Raw genomic sequence first — 14,478 nt, 5'->3', positions numbered from 1 at the left:
AAGTCGGCTAAGCGGCGGCGGCCGCCCGGCGGCACACTGCGGGGCATGACCGCGCCCCGTGCCGAACACGACTACCGCGAACGCGTGGCGCGCGCCGTCGCCGCCATCGTGGCCGACCCGATGGCCGACCACCGGCTCGAGGACCTGGCGGCGCTCGCGCATTTCTCGCCCTTCCACTTCCACCGCATCTACCAGAGCGTCGCGGGCGAGACCGTGGCGGCCACGGTGCGGCGCGTGCGCCTCGCCATGGCCACGCGGCTGCTGGCGCGCGGCGGCCAGAGCGTCACGGACGTGGCGCTGGCCGTGGGCTACCAGAGCCCGCAGGCCTTCACGCGCGCCTTCGGGCAGTTCACCGGGCAGTCGCCGCGCGAATTCCAGCAGCAGATGCACGCGGTGGTGCTCGATGCGATGCCCGCGGCGCGGGACCGGAGCGACGAGGCGCCGCCCGCCGTGCGGATCGTCGAGCGCCCGGCGCAGCCGGTGCATGCGCTGCGCCACCACGGGCCGGCCTCCACCATCCCGCACACGCACCGGCGGCTGCGCGCCCGGCTGGGCCCGCGCCGGGTGTCGGGCTGGTTCGGCATCTCCTGCGGCAATCCCGATGCACGGCCGGATTTCCGCTACTACGTGGCGGCGGCCTCGCCCGATCCCTGGCCGGCCGACGACGCGGAGATCGAGGCCTTCGACATGCCGGGCGGCCTCTATGCGGTCCACACCCTCGCGGGCCCCTATGCGCGCATCAACGCCGCCGTCTACGCGCTCTACGCACGCTGGCTGCCCGGCAGCGGCTACGAGCCCGACGACCGGCCCACGCTCGAGCACTACCTGAACTCGCCGCGCCAGGTCGCGCAGGCCGCGCTGCGCACCGACCTGCTGATTCCGATCCGTCCCGCCGGCCGACCCCGGCCTTCATCCCCGCCATGAACCTTCTTCGCTTCCTTCTTCCCCTCGCGCTCGGCCTGGGGGTGGCCTGCGCCCAGGCCGCCGGTTTCAGCACCCTCGAGATACCGGCCGATGCCGACGGCCCGGCGCTGCGCGGCGCGGTGTGGACGCCCTGCGCCGCGCCCGACGGCCAGATCCAGCTCGAGCGCAACACGCTGCCCGGCGTGCGCGACTGCCCGATCGCGGGCGACCGGCTGCCGCTGGTGGTGCTGTCGCACGGCTACGGCGGCTCCTTCCTCGGCCATCACGACACGGCCGAAGCGCTCGCGAACGCGGGCTTCGTGGTCGCCGCGATCAACCACTCGGACGACAACTTCCGCATCCGTGGCGGCCCCGAGGACAGCATCGTGGCGCTCGCAACGCGCACCACCGACATCCGCCGCCTGGTCGACCACATGGTCGCGCGCTGGCCCGCGCATGCGACGCTCGCGGCCGACAAGGTCGGCTTCTACGGCTTCTCGCGCGGCGGCTACACGGGCTTGGTGCTGATCGGCGCGCGGCCCGATTTCGAGAAGCTGCCGCCGCTGCCCGGTTCGCCCTGTACCGCGGCGCCGCAGGGCTCGGCCTGCACGGCCATGCGGCAGCGCTTTCGCGCGCTGCTCGCGGCACCGCTGGCGCACGACGAACGCATCAAGGCCGCGGTGATCGCCGATCCGCTCAGCACGCTGTTCGATGCCGAGGGCCTGAAACGGGTGAAGGTGCCGGTGCAGCTCTGGGCCTCGGCCCATGGCGGCGATGGCGTCACGCCCGACAGCGTGGCGGCCGCGCGGCGCAACCTGCCGACGGCACCGGACTGGCACGTGGCCGACAAGGCCGGCCACTTCGGCTTTCTCGCGCCCTGCTCCGCCGCGCAGCTCGCGGCGAGTCCGGAGATCTGCCGCGACGGCGCGGGCTTCGACCGCGCGGCTTTTCATGCGGCCTTCAACGCCGAGGTGCTGGCCTTCTTCAGGCAGCACCTCGGGTCGTCGAACTAGCCCGCGCGCCGCTGGCCCGCGAGCCTTCTCACAACCGCCACGAGCCGGTCGATCTCGTCGAAGGTGTTGTAGAAGGCCAGCGAGGGCCGCACCGTGGTCTCGACGCCGAAGCGACGCAGGATCGGCTGCGCGCAATGGTGGCCGGTGCGCACCGCGATGCCCTCCTCGTTGAGCGCATGGCCCACCTCCTCGGTGCTATAGCCGTCGAGCACGAAGGACATCACGCTGGCCTTGTCGGCCGCGGTGCCGATCAGCCGCACACCGGGAATCGCGCCGAGCTGCGCCATGCCGTAGACCAGCAGGTCGTGTTCGTAGCGCGCGATGTTCTCGATGCCGACCTTGTTGACGTAGTCGATCGCCGCGCCCAGGCCCACCGCGTCGGCGATGTTGCCGGTGCCGGCCTCGAACTTGTTCGGGATCGGCTGGAACACGGTCTTCTCGAAGGTCACGTCGGCGATCATGTTGCCGCCGCCCTGCCACGGCGGCATGTCCTCGAGCACCTCGCGCTTGCCCCACACCACGCCGATGCCGGTAGGCCCGAACACCTTGTGGCCCGAGAACACGAAGAAGTCGGCGCCGATGTCCTGCACGTCCACGCGCATGTGCGAGACCGACTGCGCGCCATCGACCAGCGCCTTCGCACCCGCGCGGTGCGCCAGCTCGACGATCTCCTTCACCGGCACCACGGTGCCGAGCGCGTTCGACACCTGGGTGACGGCGACGATCTTTGTGCGATCGTTGAGCAGCTTTCGGTACTCGTCGAGCAGCACCTGGCCCGAGTCGTCGACCGGGATCACGCGCAGCTTCGCACCCGTGGCGGCGGCGAGCTGCTGCCACGGCACGATGTTGGCGTGGTGCTCGAGGTTCGAGACGATGATCTCGTCGCCCTCGCCAACGTGCTGGCCGCCCCAGCTCTTGGCCACCAGGTTGATGGCCTCGGTGGTGCCGCGCACGAAGATCACTTCCTCCACCTCGGGCGCGTTGATGAACCGGCGCACGCGCTCCCGCGCGCCTTCGTAGGCGTCGGTGGCGCGCGCGGCCAGCTCATGCGCCGCGCGGTGGATGTTCGAGTTCTCGTGTTCGTAGAAATAGGCGATGCGGTCGATCACCGACTGCGGCTTGTGCGTGGTGGCCGCGTTGTCGAACCACACGAGCTGCCTGCCGTTCACGCGCTCCTGCAGGATCGGGAAGTCGCGCCGCACGGCGTTGACGTCGAACGGCGGATGCTGGCCGCTGCCGGCCAGCGGCACCGCCTCGGGCCCGCGCGGATCGGCCTTGGCCGGCGTGACGAAGCCGCTGGGCAGCCGCACCGCGTCGACGAAGTAGAACTGCGCGTCGCGGCCATTGCCCAGTGCCGAGGGCACGGGCGGTGCCGACGGCGGCGCGGCGGGCTCGCGCGACACGGCCAGCGCCGCGAGGTCGGCGAAGGGATCGTGCACCGCGAAGCCGCCGGCACCGGCCGGCTGGCCATGGCTGCCGCCGAGGAAGTAGTACGGCGAGGCGGCGCTCGACGCGGCCTGCGAGGGCTGCACCGGCGGCACGCCGAGCACGTGGCCGCCCGAGCGTGGCTCGAAGGCCGGCGCCACCGACAGCACCGTGTCGGGCACGCCGTTGCCGGCCACCGCATGCGGCAGCAGCGCGGGCGCGCGGTTGGCGAGCGAAGGCAGTTGCGTGGGCGAGGCCGGCAGCAGGTTGGTGCCCGGCACCTGCCCCTGCGGGATCGGCGTGCCCGGCACGCTGGGGCCGAAGCCGGCCGGGCTCACGAGCGGCGAACCCGGCGGCGCGATGTTGGCGGGGAACTGCGCGCCCGGCACCAGCCCGCTGGCAGCCCCCGGTAGTGAAGTCGGCGGCGTGCCCGGCAGCGCGGCGAACATCGCGCTCGCCATGCGCGCCAGCAGCGCCGGATCGAACGGCGCCTCGGCGGACGACGGCACCGAAGGCAGGCCGCCTGGAGTCAGTGGGGAGCTCACTGCGGCTTACTTGTAGGTGTCGGGATAGTCGTGGTACTTGCCGATCTCGACGTCGTCGAGCACCGCCAGCGCATCGGTGGTCAGCACCGCGAGCGAGCAGTACAGCGAGATCAGGTACGAAGCGATCGCATGGTTGTTGATGCCCATGAAGCGCACCGACAGGCCCGGGCTCTGTTCGCCCGCCAGGCCCGGCTGGAACAGGCCGACCACGCCCTGGCGCTTGTCGCCCACGCGCAGCAGCAGGATCTTGCTCTTGCCGTCGGCCACCGGCACCTTGTTCGACGGGATCAGCGGAATGCCGCGCCAGGTGATGAACTGCGAGCCGAACAGGCTCACGGTCGGCGGCGGCGTGCCACGGCGCGTGGCTTCGCGGCCGAAGGCGGCGATCGCCAGCGGGTGCGTGAGGAAGAAGGCCGGCTCCTTCCAGACCTTGGTCAGCAGCTCGTCGAGGTCGTCGGGCGTGGGCGCGCCGGTCAGCGGGAAGATGCGCTGCTCTTCGCTGACCTGGGCCAGCAAGCCGTAGTCGGGGTTGTTGATGAGCTCGCTCTCCTGGTTCTCCTTGATCGTCTCGATCGTCAGGCGTAGCTGTTCCTTGATCTGGTCGTGCGGGCTGCTGTAGAGGTCGGAGATGCGCGTGTGCACGTCGAGCACGGTGCTCACGGCATTGAGGTAGTGCTCGCGCGGGTTCTCCTCGTAGTCGACGAAGGTGCGCGGCAGCTGGTTCTCTTCTTCGCGCGAGGTGCAGGTGACCTTGATCGACTCGGGATTCCTGACCTTGTTGACGCGGTAGATGCCCGCCTCCACCGGCACCCACTGGAGCAGGTGCGTCAGCCAGCGCGGGCTGATGGTCTCGAGCTGGGGAACGGTCTTGGTGGCATTGGCCAACTGCCTGGCGGCGTTGTCGCCGAGCGCGGTGGTTCCACCGACGGTTGCGGTCATGAAGAAAACTCCGATGTGGTCAGGCCCACCGGGTCACCGCGAACGGTGCCGGCGACTCCGAAAGGCCGTGGGAATGAAGAAAAGGGACGAACGCGACTGACGGCGGGAGTGTCCCGGCGCCAAGGGTTTCCCCTCAACAGGCTATAGCCGCCAAGTTGATCCGGCGTGCCAGGCGCGACTGGCCGAGCTGCTCGCAGCGCGACAGCAGATGGACGATGTTGATCTCGAGCGCGGTGGCGAGCTTGTGCGCGGTGACGATCGAGGGAATCACGCGGCCGCGCTCCACCTCGCCTACGTAGGAGCGGTTGAGGTCCGAGCGCTCCGCGAGTTGCTCCTGCGACCAGCCATGGGCCTCGCGCAACTGCCGCACGGCGACTCCGAAATCTTCGACGAATGCATTCATGGTGTGTTCACCCCCTCGGTGCGTTGTTCTTCTGCAGGCTGGCCTGCGTGACGCTCGCGCCCGGCGGCACGTCGTCGGTGATCCAGACATTGCCGCCGATGACGGCCCCCTTGCCGAGCGTGACGCGCCCGAGGATGGTGGCGCCGGCGTAGATCACCACGTCGTCCTCCACCACCGGATGGCGCGGCAGGCCCTTCTGCAGGTTGCCCTCGGTGTCGGTCGGGAAGCGCTTGGCGCCCAGCGTCACGGCCTGGTAGAGCCGCACGCGCTTGCCGATGACCGCGGTCTCGCCGATCACGACACCGGTGCCGTGGTCGATGAAGAAGCCGGCATCGATGCGCGCGCCCGGATGGATGTCGATGCCGGTCTGCCCGTGCGCGAGCTCGGCCACGATGCGCGCCAAAAGCGGCAGGTCGAGGCGGTAGAGCTCATGCGCGAGCCGGTGATGGATCATCGCGAGCACGCCCGGATAGCACAGCAGCACCTCGTCGACGCTGCGCGCGGCCGGGTCGCCCTGGTAGGCGGCGAGCACGTCGCTGTCGAGCAGCCGGCGCAGCTCGGGCAGGCGGTTCGCGAAGCTGCGCACCGCCGCGGTGGCGGCCTCGTCGATCTCGCTGGCGCTGCGCGGCACATGGCGCGCGTTGAAATGCAGTTCCAGCCTTGCCTGCGTCAGCAACGCCTGCAAGGCGGCGTCGAGCGTGTGGCCGACATAGAAATCCTCGCTCTCGTGGCGCAGGTCGTGCGGGCCGAGCCGCATCGGAAACAGCGCCCCCTTGAGCGACTCCACGATCTGGGCCAGCGCGTCGCGCGAGGGAAACTCGCGCGCGCCGGGTTCGCGCGAGCGGCGCTGCAGGTCGCGCCATTCGTTGCGCACCGCATGCAGCGCGGCGACGATCTCCGCGACTTCGAAATGGGCCATGGGCCGTTCTTCCTTCCGTGCGTGGGGAGAGATCAGTCCTGCACCCACGGCAGGCCATGGAAGCGCCAGCCGTCGGAACCGCCGCGATGCTGCTGCCCGTCGATCTCGCCCTCGAAGCCTTCGAGCACGTTGTAGACCTGCGAGAAGCCGGCCTTGGCCGCGGCCTCGGCCGCGAGCGCCGAGCGCTTGCCGCTGCGGCACAGAAGCAGCGCCACCGCGTCCTTGCCGCCGTCCTTCGCGAGCCTGGCCTCGAGCTCGCGCACGAAGCGCGGATTGCGCGTGAGCGCGGTGCCGGTGGCCCAGGCCACGTGCACGCTCTCGGGCACGTGGCCCACGAACTTGCGTTCCTCGCCCGAACGCACGTCGACCAGCACGGCCTTGCCTTCCTGCACCAGCTGCCAGGCCACGGGCGGGGTCACCCCGCCGGCGTAAGGCCAGCCGGCTTCGACGGCATGGGCGCGCGCCTTCTCGAGCGCTTCGGGCAGGACGAGGTCTTCAACTTCCACGGACATGGTGTGCGGGCTCCTGGTGTGCGTTGCTGTGTGGATGCATGCGCCATTGGTGGCGATGACCACCACTGTAGGAGCGGGCCCGCGATCTTCAAACAACTGAAAAGTCGGTTCTTAACAACCGGCTGTTCTAAGCGCTTCGATCGATGGCGGGAGCGTTCCTCGCACGTGCCGGCAGCGTGCTCGCCGCTCGCCGGTTGTCGGCCATCGCCTACGCCGTGGCCGGCCTCGATGGTGTCTGCTCGGCCAGATGGATATTCGCATTCGCTCCACCCTGATCCTGGCCGCGGGCTGCACCGCCGCCGCCCTCGCCCGGGCCGAAGAGCCCAAGCTCCCGGTGAAGACCGACGACGGCACCGTCCTCTACGTCGCGCCCAAGATCGTGCCCACCGAGAAATCGGCCGACACCCTCGGCGCGACCGTCGGCGTGCAGCGCCCCAGCGGCGCCACGGCCTATGGCGGCATGGACACCTCGGGCTCGCGCCCGATCTATTCGGTGGGCGGCAGCACCGGCGGCAACACCTCGTTCTCGGCCGGCGTCGAGTCCGACGGCAAGCAGAACAACGGCGTGAAGGCCGGCATCACGATCAAGTACTGAGCCGGCCGACGAAAAAAAGCCCGGCACCATCGCTGGCGCCGGGCCGAGGGGGAATGCGCCACGCGCACTCCAGGGGATTCAGAGCTTGGCGATGGACACTTCGGTGGACTTCACCAGCGCGACGACGTCGGAGCCGACCTTGAGCTGCAGCTCGTCGATCGAGCGCGTGGTGATGACCGAGGTCACGATGCCCCAGGCGGTCTCGACATCGACTTCGGAGACGACGTCGCCGCGGATGATCTCGCGGACCTTGCCCTTGAACTGGTTGCGCACGTTGATGGCTTGAATGGACATGATGGTTCCCTTTGGTTGGATGGTGTGGATGGATGGATCGGTGAAGGAAGAACGTGGCGCTCAGACGATCTCGGCCACGTCGTCGAACGCGAGCCGCGGCCCGCGCTCGAAGGTGCCGGCATGGTCGGCCAGGCCGAGGTTGACGAGGAAGTTGGCGCGCCAGCGGCCGTCGGGGAAGAAGGCCTTGTCGACCAGCTCGGCGTTGAAGCCCGACTGCGGCCCGGCATCGAGGCCGAGCGCGCGCGCCGCGAGGATCAGGTAGGCGCCCTGCAGGCTGCTGTTGCGGAACGCCGTGGCCTGCGCCGCCTCGGCGCTCTTCTCGAAGAAGGGCTTGGCGTCGTAGGCCGGGAACAGCACCGGCAGGTGGTCGTAGAAGCGCGTGTCGTGCGCCACGATCACGGTCACGCCCGCGGCCAGCGTCTGCGCGGTATTGCCCGACGACAGCGCGGGCTTGAGCTTGGCCTTGGCCTCCTCGCTGCGCACGAACACGTAGCGCGCGGGCTGGGCGTTGTAGGCCGTCGGGCCCCACTTCAGCAGCTCGTAGAGCTGGCGGATGGTCTCGTCGCTCACGGGCACCGGCTTGAAGGCATGCACGGTGCGCGCCTTGCGGAACAGCTGGTCGAGCGCGGCGTCGGGAATGGATTGCAGTGTTGTCATGGTTTTGCTTTCGCGCGGCTTCAGGCCGCGGCCGCGGTGAGCGCCTGGTCGAGGTCGGCGCGCAGGTCGTCGATGTGCTCGATGCCGACCGACAGGCGCACGGTCTCCTCGCTCACGCCGGCGCGCGCGAGTTCCTCGGGCGAGAGCTGGCGGTGCGTGGTCGAGGCCGGATGGGTGGCGAGCGAGCGCACGTCGCCGATGTTGACGAGGCGCGTGAACAGCTTCAGCGCGTCGAGGAACTTCGCGCCCGCTTCGCGGCCGCCCTCGATGCCGAAGGTCAGCACGCCGCTGGCCTTGCCGCCCAGGTACTTCTGCGCCAGCGCATGGTCGGGATGGTCCTCGAGCGCCGCGTAGTTGACCCATTTCACCGACTTGTTCGCCTTCAGGTGCCGTGCCACGGCCAGCGCGTTGTCGCTGATGCGCTCCACGCGCAGCGACAGCGTCTCGATGCCCTGCAGGATCAGGAAGGCGTTGAACGGCGAGATCGCCGCGCCCGTGTTGCGCAGCGGCACCACGCGCGCGCGGCCGATGTAGGCGGCCGGGCCCAGCGCGTCGGTGTAGACCACGCCGTGGTAGCTCACGTCGGGTTCGTTCAGGCGCTTGAAGCGCTCTTTGTGCTGCGCCCACGGGAACTTGCCCGAATCGACGATCGCGCCGCCGATGCTGGTGCCGTGGCCGCCGAGGTACTTGGTCAGCGAGTGCACGACGATGTCGGCGCCATGCTCGATCGGCCGGCTCAGGTACGGCGAGGGCACGGTGTTGTCGACGATCAGCGGCACCCCATGGTGGTGCGCGATCTCGGCGATGGCCGCGATGTCGGTCACGTTGCCGGCCGGGTTGCCCAGCGACTCGACGAACACCGCCTTGGTCTTCTCGTCGAACAGCTTCTCGAAGCTCTTCGGATCGCGGTGGTCGGCGAAGCGCGTGGTGATGCCGAACTGCGGCAGCGTGTGGGCGAACAGGTTGTAGGTGCCGCCGTAGAGCGCCGTGCTGCTGATGATGTTGTCGCCGGCCTCCGCGATGGTCTGGATCGCGTAGGTCACGGCCGCCTGGCCCGAGGCCAGCGCCAGCGCGGCGATGCCGCCCTCGAGCGCGGCGATGCGCTGCTCGAGCACGTCCTGCGTCGGGTTGTTGATGCGGGTGTAGATGTTGCCCGGCACCTTGAGGTCGAACAGGTCGGCGCCGTGCTGCGCGCTGTCGAAGGCGTAGGCCACCGTCTGGTAGATCGGCGGCGCCACGGCGCGCGTGGTCGGGTCGGGCGAATAGCCGGCGTGCACCGACAGGGTCTCGAATTTCCAGTTTTGCGACATACAAGAGCCTTTCAGATAGGAAGAAGAACAAGCCCGTTCACGCTGAGCCTGTCGAAGCGCCGCGCGAGGCTTCGACAGCTCGGCCCGAACGGTTCCATCCGTCTCAGATCGCCCAGCGCAGTTCATGCGCGGGCTTGCCGAGCCAGCTTGCTTCGGTGCCGCCTTCAGCCTCTTCGGTGGTCCCGGGCTTTTGCAGCACCCTGTCGAGGATGCGTTTTTCGATGGCCGCGAAGGCCGGGTCGCCCTGCGAGCGCGGACGCGCGAGGGCGATGTTCTCGTCGAGCGCGATGCGCCCGTCTTCGATCAGGATCACGCGGTCGGCCAGCGCCACGGCTTCCTGCACGTCGTGCGTGACCAGCAGCGCGGTGAAGCGGTGGCGCTGCCACAGGTTCTCGATCAGCCGGTGCATCTCGATGCGCGTGAGCGCGTCGAGCGCGCCCAGTGGCTCGTCGAGCAGCAACAGCCGCGGGTGGTGCACCAGCGCGCGTGCCAGGGCCACGCGCTGGCGCTGGCCGCCCGACAGGCGCGCCGGCCATTCGTTCTCGCGGTCGGCCAGGCCGACGTGCGCCAGCACCTCCTTGCCGCGCGCCCTGGCGTCCTTCGCGAGGCCCAGCGTCACGTTGTCGAGCACGCGGCGCCAGGGCAGGAGGCGCGCCTCCTGGAACATGATCCGGGTGTCGTCGTGCAGGCCGCTGACCGGCTTGCCGTCGGTGTAGAGCGCGCCGGACGAGGCCTCCTCGAGGCCGGCGATCAGGCGCAGCAGCGTGCTCTTGCCGCAGCCGCTGCGGCCCACGATGGCGATGAACTGGCCCGGCTCGATCGCGAGCTGCGTGTTGCGCAGCACCTCGCGTTCGCCGTAGCGCTTGTGCAGGCCGCGCACTTCCAGGCGCACGCCACCGGGGATCGCCAGCGGCGCGTCGTTCTGCGGTCGGTCGAGGACGGCACTCATCTCAGGCTCCAGGCTTGAACAGCGCCACGTCGAGCGCATTGATTTTCTTGGGCAGCAGCTTCTCGGCCAGGAAGGCGTCGGCGATGCGCTGCTGCTCGCCAAGCACCTCGGGCACCACCGGCCGCACCGCGTAGCTGCGGCGGCCGTTGGCCTGCTCGATGGTGGCGGCGTCGAGGCCCCACACCGGCGACAGCAGCGCGGCCGCCTCCCTGGGGTTCTGCTTGACCCACCTGCCGGTCTTCTCGAGCTCGGCATAGACCACGCGCAACACGTCGGGCCGCGCCTTCGCGAACTTGGTACTTGCGAGGTAGTAGCGCTGGTAGGACGCGATGCCCGCGCCGTCGGCCAGCACGCGCACCTTCGACTGGCGCTGCGCGGCGGCGAGGAACGGGTCCCACACCACCCAGGCGTCGATCGCGCCCTTCTCGAACGCGGCGCGGCCGTCGGCCGGCGTCAGGTAGGCGGGCTCGATGTCCTTGAACGAGAGGCCGGCCTTGTCGAGCGCGGCGATCAGCAGGTAGTGCGCGCCGGCCGCCTTGGCAAAGCCGATCTTCTTGCCCTTGAGATCGGCCACGGTCTTGAGCGGAGAGTCCTCGCGCACCAGGATCGCCTGCGCCGCGGGCGACGGCGCTTCCTGCGCGATGAAGGTCAGCTCGGCACCGGCCGCCTGCGCGAACACCGGCACGGTGTCGGCCACGTCGGCGCTGATGTCGAGGTTGTCGAGGTTCAGCGCCTCGAGCAGCGGCAGGCCGCTGGTGAACTCGTGCCAGCTCAGGGTGGCATTGAGCGGCGCGAGCTGTTTCTCGAGCACGCCCTGCGCCTTGAGCACGGCGATCAGCGTCGAGGACTTCTGGTAGCCCAGGCGCACGGTGGCGGGCCGCGTGGCCGTGCCCTGCGCGAAGGCGGCGGACGTGCCCGCCAGGCCGAGCACGCCGGCTGCGCCGAGCGTCGCGATCGCCTGGCGGCGGGAGATGGTCGTGTGCGTCATTGCCCTGCCCTCACTTCGTGGTCTTCTTCTGGTAGCCCGGATGCCAGCGCAGCCACCATTGCTCGAGGCCGCGCGCGAACAGGTCGGCCAGCTTGCCGAGCAGCGCGTACAGCAGGATGCCCACCAGCACGATGTCGGTCTGCAGGAACTCGCGTGCGTTCATCGTCAGGTAGCCGATGCCGGCCTGGGCCGAGATGGTCTCGGCCACGATCAGGATCACCCACATCAGGCCCAGCGAGAAGCGCAGGCCGACCAGGATCGAGGACAGCGCGCCCGGCAGGATCACCTCGCGGTAGAGCTGCCAGCGCGTGAGGCCGTAGGTGCGGCCCATCTCGATCAGCTGCGGGTCGACGTTGCGGATGCCGTGGAAGGTGTTGAGGTAGATCGGGAAGAACACCGACACCGAGATCAGGAACAGCTTGGCCGACTCGTCGATGCCGAACCACAGGATCACCAGCGGGATCAGCGCCAGCGCCGGGATGTTGCGCACCATCTGGATGGTGGAGTCGAGCAGCGTCTCGAAGAACTTGACCGAGCCCGTGAGCAGGCCCAGCGCCAGCCCGGCGCCGCCGCCGATGGCCAGCCCCGCGAGCGCGCGGCCCGCGCTGACCTTCACGTGCGTCCACAGCTCGCCCGACACCGTGAGGTTCCATGCGGCCTTCACCACGTCGACCGGCGCCGGCAGCACGCGGGTGCTGAGCCAGCCCAGCGACGACGCGATCTGCCACACCACGATCAGCCCCACGGGCACCAGCCACGGCACCAGCCGCCTGGCCACATTGAGGCCGAAGCCACGCAGCGCGGAGCCCGCGCCCTCGGCCGGCGCGACCGCCGGCAGTTCCTGAACCTGTTCCGTCATGGCGTGTCCTTCAGCTTTGCGAGACGAGGCGCGAAGGCGCGTCGAGGTTGGCGACGACCTCGCCGAAGGGCCCGCTCAGCGAGCCGCCGGCCAGCCGGGCCTTGGCCTTGCGCGAGAGCAGCGGGAACACCAGCTCGGCGAAGCGGTAGGCCTCCTCGAGGTGCGGGTAGCCCGAGAGGATGAAGCGGTCGAGCCCGAGCGCGGCGTATTCCTCGATGCGCGCGGCCACGGTCTTTGCGTCGCCTACCAGCGCGGTGCCGGCACCGCCGCGCACCAGCCCCACGCCGGCCCAGAGGTTGGGCGCGATCTCGAGTTCGGCGCGCGTGCGCCTGGCACCGCCCGCATGCAGCGCGGCCATGCGGCGCTGGCCTTCGGAGTCCATGCGCGCGAAGGCGGCCTGGGCGCGGATCACGGTCTCGTCGTCGACGCGGCTGATCAGGTCCTCGGCCGCCTTCCAGGCGGCCTCCTCGGTCTCGCGCACGATCACGTGCAGGCGGATGCCGAACTGCACCTGGCGCCCCCGGCGCTCGGCGCGCGCGCGCACGTCGGCGAGCTTCTTCGCCACCTCGGCCGGCGGTTCGCCCCAGGTGAGGTAGGCATCGACCTGCTCGGCCGCGAGCTCGTGGGCCGCGGCCGACGAGCCGCCGAACCACACCGGCGGATGCGGTTTCTGTACCGGCGGATAGAGCAGCTTGGCGCCCTTCACGCTCAGGTGCTTGCCCTCGTAGTCGAAGGCCTGCCCGTCATGGCTGCGCGCGAGGATCTCGCGCCAGATGCGGATGAACTCGGCCGACTGTTCGTAGCGCGCGGCATGGTCGAGGTAGACGCCGTCGCCCTCGAGCTCGGACTGGTCGCCGCCGGTCACGAGGTTCACCAGCAGGCGTCCGTTCGAGAGCCGGTCGAAGGTCGCGGCCATGCGCGCGGCCAGGCTGGGCTGGTGCAGGCCGGGTCGCACCGCGACCAGGAACTTGAGCTTCTTGGTGGCGCCGATCAGGCTCGAGGCGATCACCCACGGGTCCTCGCACGAGCGGCCGGTCGGGATCAGCACGCCCTCGTAGCCGAGATGGTCGGCCGCGCCCGCGATCTGCTGCAGGTAGTCGAGGTCGACCGGGCGCGCGCCTTCGCTGGTGCCGAGGTAGCGGCTGTCGCCGTGCGTGGGCAGGAACCAGAAGATCTGCATCACGCGATTCCCGTGGCGGCTTCGAGCACGTTGATCTTCTTCGGAATCAGCTTGAGGTCGAAGAAGGTGTCGGCGATCTTCTGCTGCTCGCCGAGGATGGCCTTGGTGATCGGCGTGGTGCCGTAGGCGGTCCGCGCCACCGTGAGGTCGGCCACCGGCTTGGGCAGGCCCCACAGCGCGGCCAGCTCGGTCGCGAGCTCGCCGCGGTTGGCCGAGCCCCAGGCGTCGACCTTGTTGAGTTCCTCGATCGCGATCGCCACCACGTCGGCGTTCTTCGCGGCGTAGTCGAGCGACGAGAAGTAGTAGGCGCGGTTGCCCACCACGCCGGTGGCGTCGGCCAGCACGCGCGCATCGAGCGTCTTCTCGGCCGCGGCCAGGAACGGGTCCCAGATCACCCAGGCGTCGATCGAGCCCTTCTCGAAGGCCGCGCGCGCATCGGCCGGCGGCAGGTAGACCAGGTTCAGGTCGGCATACGAGAGGCCATGCTTCTCGAACAGCTTGACGATGAAGTAGTGGACGTTCGAGCCCTTGTTGAGCGCGATCTTCTTGCCCTTGAGTTCGGCCACCGTCTTGATGGCCGAGCCCTTGGGCACCAGCACCGCTTCCGACTGCGGACGCGGCACCGTGGCGCCCACGTAGGCCAGCGGCGCGCCGGCGGCCTGCGCGAAGATCGGCGGCGCCTCGCCCACGTCGCCGAAGTCGATCGAGCCGACGTTCAGCGCCTCGAGCTGCACCGGGCCGGCCGTGAACTCGGTCCACTTGAGGCTCACGCCCAGCGGCGCGAGGCGCTTCTCGAGCGTGCCGCGGCCCTTGAGGATGTTGAGCAGGCCCTTCTGGTTGCCGATGCGGAACTGGCGCGCGGGCGCCTGCGCCAGCGCACCGAGGGCGGAAGGCAGCGCGATGGCGGCGGCGGCGCCCTGCAGCAGGCGGCGGCGCGGGAGGGAGATGGTGGTCATGGCGGGTGTGGCTTGCGAAAGATGAAGGGGA

At 69.9% G+C, this 14,478-nt stretch carries 16 protein-coding genes; 3 read left to right on the top strand and 13 right to left on the bottom strand.

Features of this window, described 5'->3' with window-relative positions:
- Positions 1–45: 45 nt before the first annotated feature.
- Positions 46–924, top strand: coding sequence for a GyrI-like domain-containing protein (locus INQ48_14475; protein QRF60341.1), 879 nt, complete (start codon positions 46–48; stop codon positions 922–924).
- Positions 921–1,916, top strand: coding sequence for a dienelactone hydrolase (locus tag INQ48_14470; protein QRF60340.1), 996 nt, complete (start codon positions 921–923; stop codon positions 1,914–1,916). The genes INQ48_14475 and INQ48_14470 overlap by 4 nt, the downstream gene beginning before the upstream one ends.
- Here INQ48_14470 and sufS read toward each other — a convergent pair.
- From sufS to INQ48_14445, 5 genes are all read right to left on the bottom strand, one after another.
- Positions 1,913–3,874 (bottom strand): SufS family cysteine desulfurase, encoded by a 1,962-nt coding sequence (gene sufS, locus INQ48_14465; GenBank protein ID QRF60731.1) that lies wholly within the window; start codon positions 3,872–3,874, stop codon positions 1,913–1,915. The genes INQ48_14470 and sufS overlap by 4 nt on opposite strands.
- Positions 3,875–3,892: 18 nt before the next feature.
- Positions 3,893–4,825 (bottom strand): hypothetical protein, encoded by a 933-nt coding sequence (locus INQ48_14460; GenBank protein ID QRF60339.1) that lies wholly within the window; start codon positions 4,823–4,825, stop codon positions 3,893–3,895.
- Between the two features lie 133 nt (positions 4,826–4,958).
- Entirely contained in the window at positions 4,959–5,228 is a 270-nt protein-coding gene (locus INQ48_14455; protein ID QRF60338.1) for a helix-turn-helix transcriptional regulator, read from the bottom strand.
- Positions 5,229–5,235: 7 nt separating this feature from the next.
- Positions 5,236–6,147, bottom strand: a complete 912-nt coding sequence (locus tag INQ48_14450; GenBank protein QRF60337.1) for a serine acetyltransferase — start codon at positions 6,145–6,147, stop codon at positions 5,236–5,238.
- Between the two features lie 32 nt (positions 6,148–6,179).
- Positions 6,180–6,659 (bottom strand): rhodanese-like domain-containing protein, encoded by a 480-nt coding sequence (locus INQ48_14445; protein QRF60336.1) that lies wholly within the window; start codon positions 6,657–6,659, stop codon positions 6,180–6,182.
- Positions 6,660–6,906: 247 nt separating this feature from the next.
- On the opposite strand from INQ48_14445, the gene INQ48_14440 reads away from it, so the two are divergent.
- Positions 6,907–7,254 (top strand): hypothetical protein, encoded by a 348-nt coding sequence (locus tag INQ48_14440; protein QRF60335.1) that lies wholly within the window; start codon positions 6,907–6,909, stop codon positions 7,252–7,254.
- A gap of 78 nt (positions 7,255–7,332) precedes the next feature.
- Here the strand turns inward: INQ48_14440 and INQ48_14435 are convergent, their stop codons facing one another.
- The 8 genes from INQ48_14435 to INQ48_14400 form a co-directional block, all read right to left on the bottom strand.
- On the bottom strand, positions 7,333–7,548 hold the full coding sequence (locus INQ48_14435; GenBank protein ID QRF60334.1) for a TOBE domain-containing protein: 216 nt from the start codon (positions 7,546–7,548) through the stop codon (positions 7,333–7,335).
- Between the two features lie 60 nt (positions 7,549–7,608).
- Positions 7,609–8,205 (bottom strand): malonic semialdehyde reductase, encoded by a 597-nt coding sequence (locus INQ48_14430; protein QRF60333.1) that lies wholly within the window; start codon positions 8,203–8,205, stop codon positions 7,609–7,611.
- 20 nt (positions 8,206–8,225) lie between these two features.
- Complete coding sequence (locus tag INQ48_14425) at positions 8,226–9,515, bottom strand: O-acetylhomoserine aminocarboxypropyltransferase/cysteine synthase (protein ID QRF60332.1); 1,290 nt, start codon at positions 9,513–9,515, stop codon at positions 8,226–8,228.
- A 103-nt stretch (positions 9,516–9,618) separates the two neighbouring features.
- Positions 9,619–10,464, bottom strand: coding sequence for an ATP-binding cassette domain-containing protein (locus tag INQ48_14420; GenBank protein ID QRF60331.1), 846 nt, complete (start codon positions 10,462–10,464; stop codon positions 9,619–9,621).
- A 1-nt stretch (position 10,465) separates the two neighbouring features.
- Entirely contained in the window at positions 10,466–11,452 is a 987-nt protein-coding gene (locus tag INQ48_14415; protein QRF60330.1) for an aliphatic sulfonate ABC transporter substrate-binding protein, read from the bottom strand.
- A 10-nt stretch (positions 11,453–11,462) separates the two neighbouring features.
- A complete protein-coding gene (gene ssuC / locus INQ48_14410) occupies positions 11,463–12,311 on the bottom strand; it encodes an aliphatic sulfonate ABC transporter permease SsuC (protein ID QRF60329.1) in 849 nt (282 codons plus the stop codon).
- A 10-nt stretch (positions 12,312–12,321) separates the two neighbouring features.
- Positions 12,322–13,491: an FMNH2-dependent alkanesulfonate monooxygenase gene (gene ssuD / locus INQ48_14405; protein QRF60328.1), complete on the bottom strand. Its 1,170-nt coding sequence runs from the start codon at positions 13,489–13,491 to the stop codon at positions 12,322–12,324.
- The gene (locus tag INQ48_14400; GenBank protein ID QRF60327.1) at positions 13,491–14,447 is read right to left on the bottom strand and encodes a sulfonate ABC transporter substrate-binding protein; all 957 of its coding nucleotides are present in this window, start codon (positions 14,445–14,447) and stop codon (positions 13,491–13,493) included. The genes ssuD and INQ48_14400 overlap by 1 nt, the downstream gene beginning before the upstream one ends.
- Positions 14,448–14,478 lie beyond the last annotated feature (31 nt).

This window comes from Variovorax paradoxus, from assembly GCA_016806145.1.
Classification (GTDB): Bacteria; Pseudomonadota; Gammaproteobacteria; order Burkholderiales; family Burkholderiaceae_C; genus Variovorax.
This window is presented reverse-complemented; position numbering and strand designations above follow the sequence as displayed.